Origin of the sequence: Prevotella sp. kh1p2, assembly GCF_900111525.1 — a bacterium.
In the GTDB taxonomy this organism is placed as follows: domain Bacteria; phylum Bacteroidota; class Bacteroidia; order Bacteroidales; family Bacteroidaceae; genus Prevotella.
Window position 1 is genome coordinate 263,858 of the sequence record NZ_FOHY01000001.1, and the last position, 18,732, is coordinate 282,589.

Genomic DNA, 18,732 nt, shown 5'->3' on the forward strand with positions numbered 1-18,732 from the left:
ATTGAAAGACTGAAACTTGAAGAATTGAGAAATCCAATCTATGCAATATTCCAATATTTCGATATTCCAATTTTCAATGCTTAATCCATCTTGATGCTCAAACCAAGTCCGCGCAACTCATGCAGCAATACGTTGAGCGACTCGGGGATGCCCGGTGTAGGCATGGTGTCGCCCTTGACGATTGACTCATAAGCCTTGGAACGGCCTACAACATCATCGGACTTGATGGTGAGGATTTCTTGCAGCACATGGCTGGCGCCGAATGCTTCAAGAGCCCAGACCTCCATCTCTCCGAAACGCTGGCCACCAAACTGGGCCTTACCGCCGAGCGGCTGCTGCGTGATGAGAGAGTACGGGCCGATGGAGCGCGCGTGCATCTTGTCTTCAACCATGTGGCCGAGTTTCAAGAAGTAAGTTACGCCAATGGTAGCGGGCTGGTCGAAACGCTCGCCAGTCTCACCATCATAGATATAGGTAGAGCAGAGGCGAGGCAGACCGGCCTTGTCGGTCCACTCCTGGAGGTCTTCGAGTTTGGCACCGTCAAAGATTGGCGTTGCAAACTTGACGCCCAGCTTGCGGCCGGCAGCACCCAGAATAGCCTCGAATATCTGGCCGAGGTTCATACGTGAAGGCACACCCATCGGGTTCAGCACCAGGTCGACAGGGCGGCCATCCTCCAGGAACGGCATGTCCTCCATGCGCACTACCTTGGAAACGATGCCCTTGTTACCGTGGCGGCCGGCCAGCTTGTCGCCGACCTGTATCTTACGTTTCTTGGCAACATAGACCTTTGCCATCTGAAGAATGCCAGAAGGCAGCTCATCGCCGATGGTGATGGAGAACTTCTTGCGCTTAACCTCGGCATCCAACAGTTTGTACTTGCGGATGTAGTTCATGATAAGGCGCTGAATCAGCAAATTGGCATGCTCGTCCTCGGTCCAGTCGTTGCTCTGGATACCCTCATATTCCAAGTTTGCCAAGGATACGGCAGTGAACTTGCTGCCCTTGGTAATGATTTCGGCTCCGATATAGTCCTTCACTCCCTGTGAGGTCTTGCCCTCTGTGAGCGTAAGGAGTTTGTCTACGAGCAAGTCCTTCAAGTCCTTGTTCTTGGCTTCATACTCCTCATCTATCTTGGCAAGGATTACCTTGTCCTGCTTCTTCGACTCACGTGTCTTGACGGCACGGGAGAAGAGCTTCTTGTCGATAACAACACCGCTCAACGAGGGATTGGCTTTCAGCGAAGAGTCCTTCACATCGCCGGCCTTATCGCCAAAGATGGCACGGAGCAACTTTTCCTCCGGTGAGGGGTCGCTTTCTCCCTTAGGAGAAATCTTGCCAATGAGGATGTCGCCCGGTTCAACGCGCGCACCGACACGGACAATACCGTTATCGTCAAGGTCTTTGGTAGCCTCTTCGCTCACGTTGGGAATATCTGAAGTGAACTCCTCTACACCACGTTTGGTTTCGCGGACATCGAGTGAGTATTCGTCTACATGTACAGATGTCAATACATCCTCTCGCACCATACGCTCGGAAACGACAACAGCATCCTCGTAGTTGTAACCCTTCCATGGCACATAGGCCACCAACAGGTTGCGACCCAGAGCGAGTTCGCCGTTCTCGGTGGCATATCCCTCGGTCAAAATGTCACCTTTCTTCACGCGCTGACCCTTGTTGCAAATGGGGCGCAGGTCGATGGTCATGTTCTGGTTGGTACGACGGAACTTGGGAATACGGTATTCCTTGAGTGCCGGCTCGAAGCTTACGAACTCGTCATCCTCCGTGCGGTCGTAGAGAATGCGGATGGTGGTAGCATCGACATACTCGATAACGCCATTGCCCTCGGCTGTTACCATTGTGCGGGAATCCTCGCACACCTGCTTCTCAAGTCCGGTTCCTACGATAGGAGCATCGTTGTGGAGCAAAGGTACTGCCTGGCGCATCATGTTACATCCCATCAGCGCACGGTGACCGTCGTCATGCTCCAGGAAGGGAATCAAACCGGCCGAAACCGATGCTATCTGCTGTGGCGAAACATCCATGAGGTCAACCTGGTCGGGAGAAACCACAGGATAATCGGCATCCTGCCGACATTTTACCACGCTGCGGATGAACTGGCCTTCTTTAGTAAGGGGGGCATTGCCCTGACCTATGATTTTGTCTTCTTCTTCCTCGGCAGTCAGGAACACAACATCTTTGTTGTCCATATCCACCTTGGAGTCTTCAATTTTACGGTAAGGAGTGACGATGAAACCGAGATCGTTTATCTTTGCATACAGGCAAAGCGATGAAATCAGTCCGATGTTAGGACCTTCAGGGCTCTCAATTGGGCAAAGGCGACCATAGTGAGTATAGTGGACGTCGCGTACCTCGAAGCCGGCACGTTCACGTGACAGACCACCTGGGCCGAGTGCTGACAAACGGCGCTTGTGGGTAACCTCGGCCAGCGGGTTGGTTTGGTCCATGAACTGGCTGAGGGGATTGGTGCCGAAGAACGAGTTGATAACGCTCGAAATGGTCTTGGCATTTATCAGGTCGGTCGGAGTAAACACCTCATTATCGCGCACGTTCATGCGTTCACGTATTGTGCGGCTCATACGAGCCAGACCGATGGAGAACTGATTAGCCAGCTGCTCACCCACCGTGCGGACACGACGGTTAGACAGGTGGTCGATATCATCAACGGTAGCATTGGAGTTTACCAGCTGGATGAGGTATTTGATAATCTCGATGATGTCGTCCTTCGTCAGTACGCGGACGTCCATACTGGTATCGAGACCTAATTTCTTGTTGATGCGGTAACGGCCAACTTCGCCTAAATCGTAACGCTTGTCGGAGAAGAACAGGTTCTGGAACACCTCGCGGGCACTTGCGTCATCAGCCGGATCGGCATTGCGCAACTGGCGGTAGATGTACTTGACGGCTTCTATCTCCGAGTTGCTCGGGTCTTTGGACAAGGTGTTGAAGATAATGGCGTACTTATTGGCTGCCTCCTCATCCTTGTGAAGCAGTATGGTAGAAGCACCACTCTCCAATATCTCGCCTACGTTGTCAGCTGTTATTTCTGTCTCGCGCTCCATAATAACTTCATTGCGCTCAATAGAAACAACCTCGCCCGTATCTTCGTCAACGAAATCTTCGTTCCAACTCTTCAGCACACGTGCAGCCAACTTGCGGCCAACGGCAGCCTTCATATTCTTCTTGTTTACCTTCACCTCTTCGGCAAGGTCGAAAATCTGCAGAATGTCGCTGTCGGTTTCAAAGCCGATGGCACGCAACAGTGTCGTTACCGGTAATTTCTTCTTACGGTCGATATAAGCATACATCACATTGTTGATATCCGTAGCGAACTCAATCCAGGAGCCTTTGAACGGAATGATGCGGGCACTGTAGAGAGCCGTGCCGTTGGCATGAACGCCCTGTCCGAAGAATACACCAGGTGAACGATGCAGCTGTGCCACAACCACACGCTCAGCACCATTGATAACAAAGGTACCGTTATCGGTCATGTACGGAATGGTTCCCAGGAACACGTCCTGTATAAATGTGCCGAAGTCCTCGTGGTCGGGATCTGTACAATACAGTTTCATCTTAGCCTTCAAAGGCACACTATAGGTGAGACCACGCTCCAGACACTCGTCGATGGAGTAACGTGGCGGGTCGATATAGTAATCCAAGAACTCAAGAACGAAATTGTTACGCGTATCGGTGATAGGGAAGTTCTCGGCGAACACCTTATACAAACCGTCGTTCTTGCGTTCTTCAGGCGGAGTATCCAACTGTAGGAAGTCTCTAAAGGACTTTAACTGCACATCGAGGAAATCCGGATATGGGTACGGATTGTGAACGCTGGCAAAATTTATTCTGTTATCAACAATTTTAGATGCCATTAGAAGATATTAAACGGATTAAAAATATAATAAGACACAAAAAGGTTAGGACTCACCGACTGGGCAAATCCTAACCATAATATACAGTAATCTAAAGTTCTGTTACTTGAGCTCTACCTTGGCACCTTCAGCCTCGATGGTCTTCTGCAGGTTCTCAGCCTCTGCCTTAGCGAGACCTTCCTTCAGCGTAGAAGGAGCGCCGTCTACAAGGTCCTTAGCTTCCTTCAGACCAAGACCACAAGCCTCCTTAACGGCCTTTACAACCTTCAGCTTGTTAGGACCAACCTCTGTGAGAACAACATTGAACTCTGTCTTCTCCTCTGCTGCACCAGCAGCAGCGGCTACAGGACCAGCAGCTACAGCAACAGCTGCAGCAGCAGGCTCGATACCATACTCGTCCTTCAGGACTGTTGCCAACTCATTAACTTCTTTAACAGTAAGATTTACTAACTCTTCTGCAATAGCTTTTACGTCTGCCATTTTATTCTAAATTTTAATTGTTCGTTTTAAATAAATATATTGTGACCTTAATATAATTGTCAACTTGCATTGCAATTACTGATTATTCAGGACGCTCGCCTAAAGTCTTAAGCACACCGTGAATAGTGTTTGCGCCTGACTGGAGAGCTGATACGACGTTCTTTGCAGGACTCTGCAACAAAGTTACAATCTCTGCAATAACCTCGTTCTTGCTCTTGAGAGCAGCCAGTTCTTCGAGCTTGTCGGCACCAACGTAGATACTTTCCTCTGCGTAAGCAGCCTTCAGTGTTGGAACTTCTTTATCCTTGTACTCTTTCAGCAGCTTTGCAGGCTGATTGGCTACATTCGAGAAGAACACAGCCGTGTTGCCCTTGAGCGCTGAGTACAGCAGTTCGAAATCAACATCCGAAGCCTCGAAAGCCTTGTGAAGAAGTTTGTTCTTCACAACCACCATCTTGATTTCACTCTTGAAGCACTTGCGACGCAGCTTACTGGTGTCCTCAGCAGTCAGTCCGGTAACGTCTACCAGATAGAAATGAGGATATTCCTTGAGCTTCTCGCCAAGTTCTACAATTATAGTATCTTTTACTTCTTTCTTCATTTTACAAAACTTTTAGAGTTATTCAACTGATTTAGGATCAATCTTGATACCCTTACTCATCGTGCTTGAAATAAAGATACTCTTAATGTATGTACCTTTAGCAGCAGCAGGCTTCAAACGTATAACGGTAGCGATGAACTCCTTGGCATTGCCGCAAATCTGCTCCGCGGTCATGCTGACCTTGCCGATTGACGTGTGGATGATACCAGCCTTGTCAACCTTGAAGTCTATCTTACCTTGTTTTACGTCCTTCACTGCCTTAGCAACGTCCATAGTCACGGTACCGCTCTTGGGGTTCGGCATGAGACCACGCGGACCGAGAACTCGACCCAGAGGACCTACCTTACCCATGCAAGACGGCATGGTGATGATGACATCAACATCTGTCCAGCCACCTTTAATTTTCTCAATATATTCATCGAGACCAACATAGTCGGCTCCAGCTTCCTTTGCAGCAGCTTCCTGATCGGGAGTACAGAGGCAGAGCACGCGGGTAACCTTTCCGGTACCATAGGGCAGCGAAACCACGCCACGAACCATCTGGTTTGCCTTGCGCGGGTCTACACCCAGACGTACATCAATATCAAGCGAAGCATCGAACTTGGTAGTGGTAATTTCCTTTACCAGTTCCGAAGCCTCCTGTAATGTGTATGCCTTCCCTGCTTCAACCTTCTCAGCTACTGATTTTTGATTTTTTGTCAGTTTACTCATTTTCTTAATTGAAGTTTAATTGGATTAGTGATTGTTGAATATTGATTTAGGATTTGCCGTCATCGCTAATCATTAATCCCTAATCATATTATTTACCAGGGAAGTCCCCTTTTACAGTGATACCCATACTTCTTGCTGTACCTGCAACGAGCTTCATAGCGCTTTCAACTGTAAAACAGTTCAAGTCTGCCATTTTATCTTCTGCTATAGCCTTCACCTGCTCCCATGTTACGGAAGCAACTTTCTGACGGTTAGGCTGACCGGATCCACTCTTTACCTTAGCAGCCTCTTTCAACTGTACGGCAGCGGGAGGGGTCTTGATAATGAAGCTGAATGACTTGTCAGTGTAGTATGTGATAACAACCGGTAAAATCTTGCCGGCCTTATCCTGGGTACGGGCGTTGAATTCCTTGCAAAATCCCATAATGTTGATACCCTTAGAACCCAAGGCGGGACCTACTGGTGGGGAAGGATTAGCAGCGCCACCTTTAATCTGTAATTTGATTAATCCAGCAACTTCTTTAGCCATTTTTCTGTTAATAATTAATTGATTTCATTATAAGTCGAAAGAGTGGAAGCCTCTCCAACCTGTTAGAATAAGCACATCGTAACAATATGCGTTTATCCTTCTTTTTCTACTTGTATGAAGCTGAGCTCCAACGGAGTGTTGCGACCGAAGATTTTAACCATTACCTTCAGCGTGCGCTTCTCGTTGTTGATTTCCTCTATGACTCCACTGAAACCGCTGAACGGACCATCAATTACTTTCACTGTCTCATCGAGTACATACGGAATATCAGTTGTATTTTCGAGGTCGGAAGCCTCTGCAGCTCCAAGCATCCGATTGATTTCCGACTGCGGAACCGGTGATGGATTGTCAAGCCCGCCGAGGAAGCCCAAACAATTTGGCATGAAACGTAGCAAATGAGCCACATCACCTTCCAAGCTAGCCTCAACAAACAGATATCCGGGAAGGCTTACCTTTTCCTTCTCTACCCTTCTGCCGTTTTGTACGGAGGCATGCTTCTCCATGGGTATAAGGATCTGATAGACATGCGAATTGAGCAACGTGTTGTGTTTCATCTCGGCCTCTATATACTCTTTGAGCTTAGCCTCTTTTCCACTTACAGCACGCAACACATACCAATTCTTTCCCTTCTCAGCCATTTCCTTTACCTCTGATTAATTTGGATAGATAGCGGTCATGACAATTCTGAACACAGTGTCCATAGCAGACACAACCAGTGCGATTATCAGTGAAGCAGATAATACAATCATTGCACTGTGAGTAAGTTCGGCACGTGTAGGCCAAGTTGTCTTATGTGCAAGTTCGTCGTAACAAGTCTTGCAATAATTTACTATCTTCTTGAACATATTATCTTCTGTTTTGCACGGGTTGAAAGACTCGAACTCTCGACACCTGGTTTTGGAGACCAGTGCTCTACCAACTGAGCTAAACCCGTAAAAAAGTTCCCGTAACCGCAGTTGCGGGAACTTGAGTGTATGTATACTTGAACTTATTCAGAATTACTGCTGAACGTCGTCGAGGATAGCTGTAATCTGACCGGAGCCTACAGTTCGACCACCCTCGCGGATAGCAAAACGAAGACCCTCATTCAGAGCCACCTTGTAAATCAAGGAGACCTCAATCTCTACGTTGTCACCAGGCATAACCATTTCCACTCCCTCCGGAAGTTTGATTTCGCCGGTGCAATCCATCGTGCGGAGGTAGAACTGCGGACGATACTTGTTGCCGAACGGAGTGTGACGGCCGCCTTCTTCTTTCTTCAGCACGTAAACCGAAGCCTTGAAGTGATCGTGCGGAGTGATGGCACCCGGGTGCACAACAACCATACCACGCTTAACCTCATCCTTGTCTACACCGCGGAGCAGCAGACCTACGTTGTCGCCAGCTTCACCCTCGTCAAGGATCTTGCGGAACATTTCAACGCCAGTGATAACCGACTTCTTATCTTCACCAAGACCGAGCAGCTGGATTTCATCACCAATCTTGCACTTACCAGTCTCAATACGGCCGGTAACAACGGTGCCACGACCGGTGATAGAGAATACATCCTCAACAGGCATCAAGAAAGGCTTGTCAACCTCACGTACAGGCTCCTGAATCCACTCGTCAACGGTGTCCATCAGTTTCATTACAGAGTCAACCCACTTTTCAACATCGTTCAGTGCACCGAGTGCAGAACCGCGAATGATAGGAGTATCCTCTTCGTAGTCGTACTGAGCGAGAAGCTCCTGAAGCTCCATTTCAACGAGCTCCAACATTTCCTCATCCTCAACGAGGTCACACTTGTTCAGGAATACAACCAGACGAGGTACGTTTACCTGACGGGCGAGAAGTACGTGCTCACGTGTCTGTGGCATAGGGCCATCAGTAGCAGCAACTACCAGAATAGCACCGTCCATCTGAGCAGCACCAGTAACCATGTTCTTCACATAGTCGGCGTGTCCCGGACAGTCTACGTGCGCATAGTGACGCTTTGCAGTCTCATACTCAATGTGAGAAGAGTTAATCGTAATACCGCGTTCCTTCTCCTCGGGAGCGTTGTCAATCTGGTCGAATGACTTAACATCCTCACCACCAAAGCCCTTGTCGTGAAGAACCTTAGAGATTGCAGCTGTCAAAGTAGTCTTACCGTGGTCAACATGACCAATAGTACCAATGTTAACATGTGGTTTGGTACGCTGAAATGTCTCTTTAGCCATAGCTTTACTTTTTATTTATATAATGAATAATCTGAAATTAAATTCTTGTTTTTCTTCTGCCTATCAGATAGAACCGAAGTAGAGCTGTAACTGAGAGTTGAACTCAGGACCTCTTCCTTACCAAGGAAGTGCTCTACCACTGAGCTATTACAGCATTGATTTAGAGCGGAAAACGGGACTCAAACCCGCGACCCCCAGCTTGGAAGGCTAGTGCTCTATCAACTGAGCTATTTCCGCAAAACATTGATTCTACTGAAGTGGGTGGTGATGGATTCGAACCACCGAAGGCATAGCCAGCAGATTTACAGTCTGCCCCATTTGGCCACTCTGGTAACCACCCTTGTTTCAGCAACTCCTTAGGAATTCTGCGCCTCTGTTACTCTCCGAGCCTCTTGTCGGATTCGAACCAACGACCCCGAGATTACAAATCACGTGCTCTGGCCAACTGAGCTAAAGAGGCATATCCATGCAGCCGCAATCGGCCTCGTTTTGGATGCGTTGTAAAACGGCTGCAAAGATACTCATATTTTTTATATCGCCAAAACTTTTTCCGAGTTTTTTTTATTTGTTGCGCAGTTTTTCCTTGTATTTCGTCAGCTGCACCTTCATCGCATCTACACACTCGTCAATGCCCTCCTCAAAGGTATTGTAGGTCTTCTCCACGAACAGCTTGTTTCCGGGAACCGAGACCGTCAGACTCGTCGTTTTATTTAATGCGGTAGCGGGCTTCTCGACTTTTAATTGCACCTCTACTTTCTGAATATCTTCATACGATTTTTCCAACTTGGCTGTTTTCTTCTCGATAAACGCCTGTAATTTTTCGGTAGCGTCGAAGTGTATCGACTGAATTTTAATCTCCATAGTTACCTCCAGTTTTAAAAGGTTAAGCCCTTGGATGGGCATTCGTATAAACTCGCTTTAACTGCTCGAAAGTGGTATGAGTATAAATCTCTGTCGTTGAGAGACTCTCATGTCCGAGCAGTTTCTTTACGCTTTCTATCCCTGCATCATGGTTCAGCATGGCCGTGGCAAAGGTATGCCGCAGCACGTGTGGCGTACGCTTCTTGAGCGTGCAGACGCAGCTCAGGTATTTCTTTACCTCGTAGCGTACTTGGTTGCGGTTCATCCGCTCGCCTTTATCAGTCCGGAACAGCGCTTCCGTCTGCCCCGAAACTTGGCTCTCGCGCGTGTTTAAATATAAGGTTAGAGCCGCCTCCAGTTCTTCACCGAAGGGAATGATGCGCTGCTTGTTGCGTTTGCCGGTAACTTTCAGCTGGCGGTTTGCGAAATCAATCGCCGAGTCATCCAGCCCTATCAATTCAGCCAGTCGCATGCCTGTAGCGTAGAATGTCAGCAAGATAGTCCTTGCCCTAACTTCCTGATAGGAGTCGCCCCAAGGCAGGTCGTCCAGCAACCGGTTCATCTCCGTTTCCTTTACGAACTGCGGCAGAGGCTTGCCAACCTTTGGTCCACGAAGGGCTCGCGAGGGATCCTTCTCCACCAAATGATGAGCGAGGGCAAAACGAAACAGGGAACGCAAAGCACTCAATCTCCTGTTGATTGAGGTGGCATTGTTTCCTTTATCCATCATACTCTCCATCCAGTCACGGATAACATCCGAGTCTACCGACTCCCATGAGAGTTGACCATCTAAATTTTTGAAATACGTCTCAAAGGCCTTGAGGTCTTCGGCGTAGCTTTTAACCGTCAGTGGTGAGCAGTTCTGCTCATACTTCAGGTAGTTCAAAAATTCGTCTATCATCATTCAGCGCCGTTTACATCACAACGTATAACTTTATCTCCCCTTGAGCTTCGACCGGTTTCACACCGGCAAATTCATTCAGAAGATGTTTTCGGCAACGAATATACGGAATTTAATTCAAACTACCAAATTTTTAGGAGGAAAAAGATTATTCCTCCTCGCGGCGCAGCTTCTGTACGTAGATAGCGTGCTCCATCTTGAGTCTCTTCTTAACAGACGGCTTGTCGAACTGCTGACGTGCGCGGAGTTCTTTTACAACACCGGTCTTCTCGAATTTCCTCTTGAACTTCTTGAGAGCTCTTTCGATGTTCTCGCCATCTTTTACGGGTACAATAATCATGTTTTTTGTTTTAAATATTTATTTTGTTCAACACTATTGGGGCACAATGCCACAATTTGCGGGTGCAAAATTACATCTTATTTATGAATAAAACAAGTTTTTAGCCGTTTTTTGTTCTTACATTCCGGTTTTGCTCTACATTTTTTACTCTCACCATCCGGCTGTTTTACACATTTCCGCCTATGCCCTTGAACTTTTCAATGAAAGCTGAAATCTTTTGGAAAACGCTTTGCTTCTTCGTCAGGTATTGCGGATTCAGAGGGCTCATCTTGGGCAGAACGGCATTGAACCGATAGAAGAGGGTTCCCAAAACAAACTGCTTGAAGTCCCATCCGTCTACGGCGCCCCGCACCTCGTTGGCTATTTTCCAGATAGCAGCCTGCAGGTCGTCTCTTTGCTTTGTGCTTGTCATTATTGCTGTTGGTGTTTGTTCTTGATTTAGTTTGCAAATATAGGATTTTATAACGAGAAAAACGAAGAAAGCGCCACTATCTTTTCCGCATGCCGCAGGTTACGGGGCAGATTGTTGGAGGTATCGTTCAAGGGCGCCGAACGATACCTCCAAGCGCCTTGAAGGGCATCTCCAAGCGGCTTGAACGATACCTCTTTCTCCACCCCCCATAAACAGGGCGATTGCGGGAGGGCAGAAAGAGGAGTGGCGGAAGCCTCCGGCAGTCCTTCCGAAGTGAAGTTGAAACGACAGAAAACGCAAAGAGCCGGCAGGTAGAAATTTCCTGCCGGCTCTTTGCGTTTGTACTTGCTGCGCCGTGTTACCTGTTGAGCAGCTGCTCCATGCGGGCGATGCTGCTGCGCACGGCGGCGGCATCGGGCGTGGCAGAGCGGAACGTTGCCACGGCTTGGTTAAGCTCTTCGAGGGCTTTGCTGTTGCCTTTGCGGCCGTATTCGGCCTGCAGCACGCGCAGTTTCTCCACGTTCTGCACGCCTTCTATCATCTGCTCAAAGCGGCGGCTCGAACGGTTTCCGGGATACACCACATACGTATCGCCGGGCGTAAAGAGGCGGAAGCGGGTGTCGAACATCGGGTTCGCCGTCCAGTTCATCCACGCCCAACGCAGAAAACCGTTAAAGCCATTGGCCACGCAGTACATGGGCAGGTAGACTGCCTCTGCGGGGTCGTTGTTCGAACAGATGTTGGGCATCTGGTCGGGGCAGGCGGTGTAGGTGGTTGAAATCCATCCGCGACTGTTGCGCCGGGCCAGTTCGTCGGCGCTGAAGTGTTGGTTCCACGCTATGCAATAGTCGTAAATCTTGTCCACCAGCTCCTTGTGGTAGTTTCCGGCCAGGGCCATCTTGATGCCGGGAGCAGCCTGCTGCGCCACCTTCCAGGCGTCGAGCATGGCGTCGAGGCTGCGCTCGTCCATGGCGATAACGGCGCGATTGAACCACCCCTTGGCCTTGAGATGGGCGGCGAAGGACTGCAGGAACGGCGTCCAAAGACCGACATAAGTGCTGTCGGAGGTCGTTGTACGCAGGCTCTTGTACGTTCCGGAGCCCTCGTCGTAATAGTCGAAGGCCATATCCCACGGCACCATGGAGTAGCAGTTGATGTCGCCGGTGATGCCGCATGAGTCGAGGAAGGCTACCCAACGGTCGAAGACGCTGTAGTCGTAGCTCCAGGTGCCGTCGGCGCGGCGTGTGGTCTGTATCATTGCATCGAATTTGTCGTTGCTCTGCTTGCCCCAAGGTTCGTAGAAGAGTGTGGCGAACCCCTTGCGCTGTCCGGCCTTTGCCAGCATCTGCATGTAAGGGCGCAGGGCGTCGAAGTGGGCCTGGCTCCACGGTGCCACGCCGTAGTAGCGGCTCACGGCATAAGGTTGCATCCAGAAGTTGAGGTTGAAGTGCGGCGTCTCCGGCAACGTGCGATCCAGCACCTGCACCGTTACGGGCTGCTCCTGCACCACCCGCTGCCCCTCGCGCAGCACCAGGCGGAGCTTGTACCGGCCCGGAGCCATGTTGCGCGGAACCTCTATCGTGCACCATGCCGCTTTGGCTACAGTGCCTTCGCGGCCGGTGATAGCCGGGCCGCCAATTACATCGGCCACCGCCCAAGCCTGCAATGTATCGGGCGGATTGCCGCAACCGCGGAAGTTGTCGGTCAGCACCGTGCGCAGAAACCCTGCCCTGGCGTGGGCTGCCAGACGCTTGCCGCGCCCGCTGCCCGTAACCTGCAGCTGCAGCGGACGGGTCACGTCAGCATTCAGAGCCACCTCAAAACCCGCCCGTTCGCCGCGCCACAACGTCAATATCTGCACGTTGGCAGAGGTCGATACCGGCTGCCGCAGCGCCCCCATGGGCTGCCGCGCCAACGCTGCATCTATCATGTACTGCGACCGGTCGGCAAAGGGCAGTATCTCGTACGCGCCGTTCGTAATCTCGGCGAGCGACAAACTCCTGAACTCGATGTCGTAACCCTCGTTGTGGAAGTTATTTTCGAAGAGCAGTCCTATGCGGTCGTTGTCCATCCGAACCATTGTCGAATAGCACGAAGTGGCATCAGTTACGCGCAGCCCCTTTATCCAGCCGGCGCCTAACTGCTGCGCGGTGGAATAGTCGGAGTACGCGGCCAGCTCCTTGTAGAAGAACCCCACGCTGTCCCGACGGGCACTGAGCGGAACCGATTGCAGCGCCACATAGAGGCTCCGGCCATCGCTGCAGCGGCGTGCCGGCACAACGAGAATGCCGCCGTTGCAGGCATTCACCTGCCGCGCCGTCATGTTCTCGGGCATTATCTCCCGGCCCCAATGGCCCTCGGCAGCCAGCTCATCGGTGTAAGTAAACACGTTGAAGCGGCGGCCGCCCTGTGCATCACGACAGCTGAGCAGCACGCTGCCGTCGGGCAGTTCTTCCACTTTAGACTCGTCCTGGGCCACACTTGGCGCCACGTCCGGCCTTCCGAGCGAATGCCAGGTGGCCCCGAAGTCGTCCGAATAGATGACGAACGTGCCGCATCGGCCCACTCCGCGCTGCCTGACAGGGTGCGCCATGTAGAGCCGGTAGAACTTCTCCTTGCGCACGTAGCGGCTTTGCATAATCTTGCCCGAGGTGAGGAAGATGCCGTCGGCACTGCCCCCGTTGGGCAGCTTGTTGTCGTACAGGCCGTAAATCATCTCCGTCAGGTCGGTGCCGTGGTCCCATGTGCGGCCGCCGTCGGTACTGCGGAAGAACACGGCATGCTGCGGATTCTGCCTCGTAGCATGCGGGTAGCCCGTCTTACCGGCCACACAGTGCAGCAAGACGTTATCCGACGTGCGGTCGGCCACGATGCTCGGGTCGCCGAAAGCCGTGCGAACAGCATCGGCGGCATGCTCGTTTCCGCGGGCCACACACACGGAGTCGCTCCACGTGCGGCCACGGTCGTCGCTCGTCTTCATGACCACATTGATTTGCCACAGGCCGTTGCGGTTGTTCCAACCCACATCGGTCTTGCTGATGCGGAAGTCGCACGCGGCCAGCAACCGGCCCCGGCGGGTTTGCGTGAGGGCCGGAATACGGAACGGAACAGCGCTGTTGGCATTGTCGAAAACGGTTGTACGGTAGCCCTCATCAGCAGCAGCAGGCAACCGGTGCGGGCGGTTTACGGCCGCAGAAGCAGCCATAAAAGCGAATGAAAGCAGCAGAGCAAGTGGCAGTTTTTTGTTCATCACGGGTTTGTAAATGGTAGTATAAGATTGCGTGTGAGGCCGGCCAACCGCAGCAGAAGTTCGCTCTGCCGGCAGCCCCAAAGGCCACCGGCCGTGCTGCCAGCCTACAACTAACATGCAATATTCGGCATTTTTTCCGAGATACACAAACTTATTGCCCTCGTTTTTGCCTGCACCGCGTGCTTAGAGAGCACGAAACAGTGAAAAAGCCCGCTGCCGGCAGCAGGCTGAAAAACACCGGGCAAAAGTTCCGGCGCTATCCTTCCTGCTCCATCCACGCCTGTTGCAAGCCGCCGAAAAGGCATGAGGAGGGCAGGCGAACGGTATCTGCGTTAAAAATACAAAATAAAAAGACGACTATCGAAGTTTATCATTACTTTTGCCACTACATACAAGAAAACAAACCTAAAACCTGTCTTTACACCCTTGAGATGAAAACCAGAGAACGAAAAACCAGATTATTTGGCGCGTGGCTCATGCTGCTCGCCATGTTCACACTTGCTTCCTGCAACGATGAGGACACAAAGAACGCCATCAGTAACGATGCCGAAACCCTGAAAACCATTGAGGAGGGCAGGCTCAATCTGGATGCTGCAGCACACACGGTGAACCTTTTTCTGACCGACGACGGCACCGACTGGGAGGCCAGCATACTGCCGGCAGGAGAAGGTGAGGACGCCGACTGGTGCCAAGCCCATGCCGAGCAGACGGCCGGCGGGTGGACGATAACTGTCACGACGCAGGCCAACGAGGGTATGGTAAGCCGCCGGGCACTGCTCCGACTGACCCATGGCAGCGAGGTGTACCGCATCACCATCTACCAGGAAGCTGGCCCGCAGATGGTTGCACAACGCCCTCACATTGACGTGACCGACGAGGGCGGCTACGTGTACATTACGCTGCAGGCCAACACAATGCCCGAGGTAGAAACGGCGGAGACGGCCTCGTGGCTCAAGTATGTTGACCGCCAGGTAGCCCACCACAATCCGGTGGGCGAACAGCCTGTATCCATTACCTTCCGCTTTGAGGCCGAACGGAATACCGACTGGGGCCGGATGGCGCGCGTAACGTTCAAGGCCAAGGGTGCGAGAGACGTGGTGGTGGACGTTCACCAGTGGTGCCGGCCGCTGCAGGAAACGGAGAGCATACACGTTGCCGAGCCCGGACAGCTGGCCACACTCATAGGAGGCAACGTGCGGGACTGGGCAAACATAAACTCGCTAAAGCTCTCCGGAACGCTTAATGCCACCGACATGCAGGTGGTGCAGACGCTGTTACGGCCGGAAGTCAGCTTCGCCCAAACCAATGACGAGGGCAATGTAACCATCACGATGCAGGTGAACCTGCACCTGCAACACCTCGACCTCCGCGACTGCAAGCTCGTAGCAGGCAGGGGAACGTACAGCGAACCCAGCGTTGCATCAAGCATCAAGGACTACCGCCAGGACAGCAATGAACTGGGCCAGGACGCCTTTCTCATTGCGCGAACGTACCTGCAATCGGTCGTACTGCCCAAAGAACTGGAGAAAATCGGCGAAAAAGCCTTCTATATGTGCCTCCAGCTGGAGCGCGTAGAGATACCGGCCAGTGTGAAAACAATCAGCGGCTGGGCTTTTGCCAACTGCGAGAAGCTGACGACACTCACCCTACCGGCCGACTCGAAGCTCGAAACCTTGGGGTCGTACGCACTGGCTACGGGCAGCACTTTAGACGATATTTACTTCCCGTCAACGCTCCGCATCATCGAAAATCAGGGCATTTTAGGCCACGTTTCGGCCCGCCGCATCCACCTGAAGTGGACCACTCCGCCTGTATTGGAGCGCTTCGGCGTTAGCCAGAACGCCACACTCTGCGTGCCCCTTGGCACTGCCGAGGCCTATCGCAACGCCAAGGGATGGAACAGAGCCAAAGAGATAGTGGAGGAATAGGGCGCTGCCCCACCCTCTGTCCACGGCTCTCCGGAGCGCCGGAGACGCCGACCGGCGACGGCAGAAAGCACCTGCCGCCAAAGCCCCTGTTCAAGGCAACTGCCAAAGAGGTATCGTTCAAGGCGCCTGAAGGTATCGTTCAGCGCGCTTGACCCATAGCTTCAAGCGCCTTGAAGCATAGCTATACGGCAACCGCGTGACAGCATGGGGCGGCGCGAAGCTGCTTTCGAGGGGCAGAAACGCAGCCTACCAGCAGCGTAAAAACAAACAAAGAGTGGAGGAACTGGGCACAGCCTGTTCCTCCACTCTTTGTTTTCAGGCTCCTGCGGACTGGCCGCCGGGGCGCCCGCAGGCGTGCTGCTTACAGCGTGAAGCCGATGCCCACGCCCAGCGGATGGCACTCGGGGCCGTTCTTGAAGAGGCCCGTCAGGGCGTAATGCAGGTAGAGCGTGAAGCCCGAAACGCCCGCGTAGAACTCGAGGTTGGCCCCCAAGGGGCGCATGTTCACGTCTTCGGTAACGGTGGTTTTATCGTGCCGCACGCGGTATTTTGTCTTGTCGCCGCCCCGAAGTTCAAGAGAAAGGCCGGCGCCCACGTACGGACGGAACTTGCCGGAGCTGTAGTTCCACTCCAAGGTGAGCGGAACCTTGTAGTAGGTGTACTTCAGGAAGCTGGTCCGAACGTTCTCCACGGGGTTCTGCACCATCGTAGTCACGCCGTCTACATTATCCATCACGTAGCCTACATTGAAGTGGTTGTGCACAAAACCTATCTGAACGCAGGCCGAGAAGCCGAGATTGGCCTGCTCGTTCAGGGCTACATCAATGGTAAAAGGCGTCATCCCCCACTCCAGCGAACGCGAGTCGCGGTTGTGCATGGCACTGCCTCCGCCCAGCAGATTGGTGCCTATGTAGAAGTCGGGGTGATGAGAAAGGAAGCCTTTCTTCTTCTTCGTGGGCACAAAAGGCGACGAAACGTAGACCTTCTCTATCTCCTGACCGTCTACAAAGGTGGTTTCGCGGGTCTTTGAAAGCTCGTTGCCAAGGGTGTCGAACACCTGGACATGCGTCTCGATGCTGTCTACGTTGACCACAATTTTCTTGTTCTTAACTACGAATGTCGTGTCTCCCACTTCGTTGGCCCTTACGCTGAGCGTTGCCAGAACGGCCAACAAAAAGAATAGCTTTTTCATATTGTGAATGTATTATTTGCGTTTCGTGTAACATAGTTTCATGATATCGTCGGGGCTCAGGGGGCCTTCTATGTAGATAACGGCGCCACTCTCGCCCTTTCCATTTGAGAAGAGCACGTACCGGTTCACGTCTTTCTGCAGCTGGGGCATCAGGTAGTAGCCGCTTACTACCTGCCCGTCTTCTATCACCTCGCGTATTTTGCGGGCGCGCTTGCGGTCGGCCTTCAGGCATGCCGACGCCTCGGCAGCCAGATGCTTGTACACCAGCGAACGGTAAACGTTGAGGTGGAAGCCCCGCAGCGTGGTGTTGTTGAGCACCACCATCTTGCATCCCTTGGCGTGGCCGTAGCGTTCGAACAGCTCTGCTACCTGCAGGTCGGCCTGTGCCCGGGCCACGGTAAGGGGCAGCACAAGGAGCATCAGCAGCGCCAGCAGGCGCTTAACGGTTATCTGTTTCATATTGCTGTCTCCATTTGAAAGAGCGCGTCGAAGTCTTCGTCGGCATCAGCAGACACCATGTTGAGCGAAGCCTCGGCCTCTCGGTTGATTATTTCCTTGTTATGAATGACTTTTCCGTTTATTATGGCGTAGTTGTTTCCGGACTGCGGAAGCTGCACCGTCAGCACCAGGAGCGTCACTGCGGCAGCGGCCACGGCCAACGCCACCGGCAGCCAATGCCTCTGGAAGCCCTGCCGGAGCGTAGCGGCGGGTACGGCAGCCTGCTGCTGCAGAGCCGCTGCCTCAGCCTGCTCGTAGGCAAACAGCGCCCGGTACACCCGCCACTCGGCCGGCACCTGCTGGCCTGCACGGGTAAAGTAATCGCGCAGCCGGCCTTCTTCCTCGTTGGTGGTGAGCCCGTCCAAGTACCGTTCTAAGAGTTTCTGTATTTCTTCCTTGTTCATTTCGGTGTCCTTTCTTTCGTCATTCTGATAAACTCCTCACGTATATGCCGCCTGGCTCTTGAGAGGTTCTGCCTGAGAGACTCGTCCGTGCAGCCGGTTATCCGGATAATTTCGGCGGTGGTGTAGCCTTCTATCTCCTTCATGCGGAATATCCGTTGCTGCAGCGCGGGCAGCCCTTCCACAATCCGGGAGATGAGCCTCACCTCGTCCGTTGCCTCCACTTGGCGGTCATCAACAGGTATTTCCCTGCGCCCGGACCATTCTTCGCGCTCTATCTGTCGGTGCCTCCAGTGGTCGCGGGCCATGTTGCGCAGGATGCTGAAAGCCAGCGCCTCGCAGTTGGGATGGGTCTTCAGCCGGTGGCGCATGTCCCAGAGGCGGAGCAAAGTTTCCTGAACAAGGTCCTCGGCCGAGACATCCGTCTCGCCGAAAGCCTGCGCCTGCCGCATCAACTTGCCGCGAAAGGCCATGATGTGTTTGCCGAACTCTTCTGTTTCCATCGCCATTCAAAGGGTAAACGGACGAGAAGGCAGA

17 protein-coding genes, 5 tRNA genes and 2 pseudogenes are annotated in these 18,732 nt (G+C 52.3%); 1 reads left to right on the plus strand and 23 read right to left on the minus strand.

From position 1 onward, the window contains the following. Positions 1-80: 80 nt before the first annotated feature. The 19 genes and pseudogenes from rpoB to BMW31_RS01270 form a co-directional block, all read right to left on the minus strand. The gene (gene rpoB, locus BMW31_RS01175) at positions 81-3,893 is read right to left on the minus strand and encodes a DNA-directed RNA polymerase subunit beta (RefSeq protein WP_091820074.1); all 3,813 of its coding nucleotides are present in this window, start codon (positions 3,891-3,893) and stop codon (positions 81-83) included. Between the two features lie 102 nt (positions 3,894-3,995). Beyond that, positions 3,996-4,373: a 50S ribosomal protein L7/L12 gene (gene rplL / locus BMW31_RS01180; protein WP_091820078.1), complete on the minus strand. Its 378-nt coding sequence runs from the start codon at positions 4,371-4,373 to the stop codon at positions 3,996-3,998. 82 nt (positions 4,374-4,455) lie between these two features. Further along, positions 4,456-4,974 (minus strand): 50S ribosomal protein L10, encoded by a 519-nt coding sequence (gene rplJ, locus BMW31_RS01185; RefSeq protein ID WP_091820081.1) that lies wholly within the window; start codon positions 4,972-4,974, stop codon positions 4,456-4,458. An 18-nt stretch (positions 4,975-4,992) separates the two neighbouring features. After that, positions 4,993-5,685 carry a 50S ribosomal protein L1 gene (gene rplA, locus BMW31_RS01190; protein ID WP_091820084.1) on the minus strand — a complete coding sequence of 231 codons (693 nt, stop codon included), beginning with the start codon at positions 5,683-5,685 and terminating at the stop codon, positions 4,993-4,995. Between the two features lie 88 nt (positions 5,686-5,773). Then, a complete protein-coding gene (gene rplK, locus BMW31_RS01195; RefSeq protein WP_091820087.1) occupies positions 5,774-6,214 on the minus strand; it encodes a 50S ribosomal protein L11 in 441 nt (146 codons plus the stop codon). A gap of 92 nt (positions 6,215-6,306) precedes the next feature. Continuing rightward, the gene (gene nusG, locus BMW31_RS01200) at positions 6,307-6,852 is read right to left on the minus strand and encodes a transcription termination/antitermination protein NusG (RefSeq protein WP_091820090.1); all 546 of its coding nucleotides are present in this window, start codon (positions 6,850-6,852) and stop codon (positions 6,307-6,309) included. Between the two features lie 15 nt (positions 6,853-6,867). Then, positions 6,868-7,059, minus strand: a complete 192-nt coding sequence (gene secE / locus BMW31_RS13675; protein ID WP_091820093.1) for a preprotein translocase subunit SecE — start codon at positions 7,057-7,059, stop codon at positions 6,868-6,870. Between the two features lie 16 nt (positions 7,060-7,075). Then, positions 7,076-7,148, minus strand: a tRNA-Trp gene (locus tag BMW31_RS01210). A 64-nt stretch (positions 7,149-7,212) separates the two neighbouring features. Further along, complete coding sequence (tuf, locus tag BMW31_RS01215; RefSeq protein WP_091820097.1) at positions 7,213-8,412, minus strand: elongation factor Tu; 1,200 nt, start codon at positions 8,410-8,412, stop codon at positions 7,213-7,215. Positions 8,413-8,494: 82 nt separating this feature from the next. Beyond that, a tRNA-Thr gene (locus BMW31_RS01220) sits at positions 8,495-8,566 on the minus strand. A 10-nt stretch (positions 8,567-8,576) separates the two neighbouring features. Continuing rightward, positions 8,577-8,649, minus strand: a tRNA-Gly gene (locus BMW31_RS01225). Positions 8,650-8,670: 21 nt separating this feature from the next. Further along, positions 8,671-8,752 (minus strand) — tRNA-Tyr (locus BMW31_RS01230). A 46-nt stretch (positions 8,753-8,798) separates the two neighbouring features. Further along, positions 8,799-8,872: transfer RNA gene (locus tag BMW31_RS01235), tRNA-Thr, on the minus strand. Positions 8,873-8,973: 101 nt separating this feature from the next. Beyond that, positions 8,974-9,273 carry a ribosome hibernation-promoting factor, HPF/YfiA family gene (gene hpf / locus BMW31_RS01240; protein ID WP_091820206.1) on the minus strand — a complete coding sequence of 100 codons (300 nt, stop codon included), beginning with the start codon at positions 9,271-9,273 and terminating at the stop codon, positions 8,974-8,976. 22 nt (positions 9,274-9,295) lie between these two features. After that, the gene (locus BMW31_RS01245; RefSeq protein WP_091820100.1) at positions 9,296-10,177 is read right to left on the minus strand and encodes a tyrosine recombinase XerC; all 882 of its coding nucleotides are present in this window, start codon (positions 10,175-10,177) and stop codon (positions 9,296-9,298) included. A gap of 145 nt (positions 10,178-10,322) precedes the next feature. Beyond that, positions 10,323-10,514: a 30S ribosomal protein S21 gene (gene rpsU, locus BMW31_RS01250; protein ID WP_091820102.1), complete on the minus strand. Its 192-nt coding sequence runs from the start codon at positions 10,512-10,514 to the stop codon at positions 10,323-10,325. 286 nt (positions 10,515-10,800) lie between these two features. Further along, a pseudogene (locus BMW31_RS13640) lies at positions 10,801-10,926 on the minus strand (type I restriction-modification system subunit M N-terminal domain-containing protein); the annotation flags it as partial. Between the two features lie 358 nt (positions 10,927-11,284). Continuing rightward, positions 11,285-12,856, minus strand: a complete 1,572-nt coding sequence (locus BMW31_RS13645; RefSeq protein WP_317039762.1) for a DUF4091 domain-containing protein — start codon at positions 12,854-12,856, stop codon at positions 11,285-11,287. Then, positions 12,830-14,131: pseudogene (locus tag BMW31_RS01270) on the minus strand (sialidase family protein); the annotation flags it as partial. The gene BMW31_RS13645 and the pseudogene BMW31_RS01270, both read right to left, overlap by 27 nt. A 476-nt stretch (positions 14,132-14,607) precedes the next feature. Here BMW31_RS01270 and BMW31_RS01275 point away from each other — a divergent pair. Continuing rightward, complete coding sequence (locus BMW31_RS01275) at positions 14,608-16,104, plus strand: leucine-rich repeat protein (RefSeq protein ID WP_091820104.1); 1,497 nt, start codon at positions 14,608-14,610, stop codon at positions 16,102-16,104. Positions 16,105-16,465: 361 nt separating this feature from the next. Here the strand turns inward: BMW31_RS01275 and BMW31_RS01280 are convergent, their stop codons facing one another. From BMW31_RS01280 to BMW31_RS01295, 4 genes are read right to left on the minus strand one after another with little or no spacing between them, the layout of a single operon-like run. After that, on the minus strand, positions 16,466-17,296 hold the full coding sequence (locus BMW31_RS01280; protein ID WP_091820108.1) for an outer membrane beta-barrel protein: 831 nt from the start codon (positions 17,294-17,296) through the stop codon (positions 16,466-16,468). Between the two features lie 12 nt (positions 17,297-17,308). Beyond that, the gene (locus BMW31_RS01285; protein WP_091820111.1) at positions 17,309-17,755 is read right to left on the minus strand and encodes a DUF6108 family protein; all 447 of its coding nucleotides are present in this window, start codon (positions 17,753-17,755) and stop codon (positions 17,309-17,311) included. After that, positions 17,752-18,198, minus strand: a complete 447-nt coding sequence (locus BMW31_RS01290) for a hypothetical protein (RefSeq protein WP_091820114.1) — start codon at positions 18,196-18,198, stop codon at positions 17,752-17,754. Before BMW31_RS01290 ends, BMW31_RS01285 begins: the two co-directional genes overlap by 4 nt. Beyond that, complete coding sequence (locus BMW31_RS01295; RefSeq protein WP_091820117.1) at positions 18,195-18,698, minus strand: RNA polymerase sigma factor; 504 nt, start codon at positions 18,696-18,698, stop codon at positions 18,195-18,197. Before BMW31_RS01295 ends, BMW31_RS01290 begins: the two co-directional genes overlap by 4 nt. Positions 18,699-18,732 lie beyond the last annotated feature (34 nt).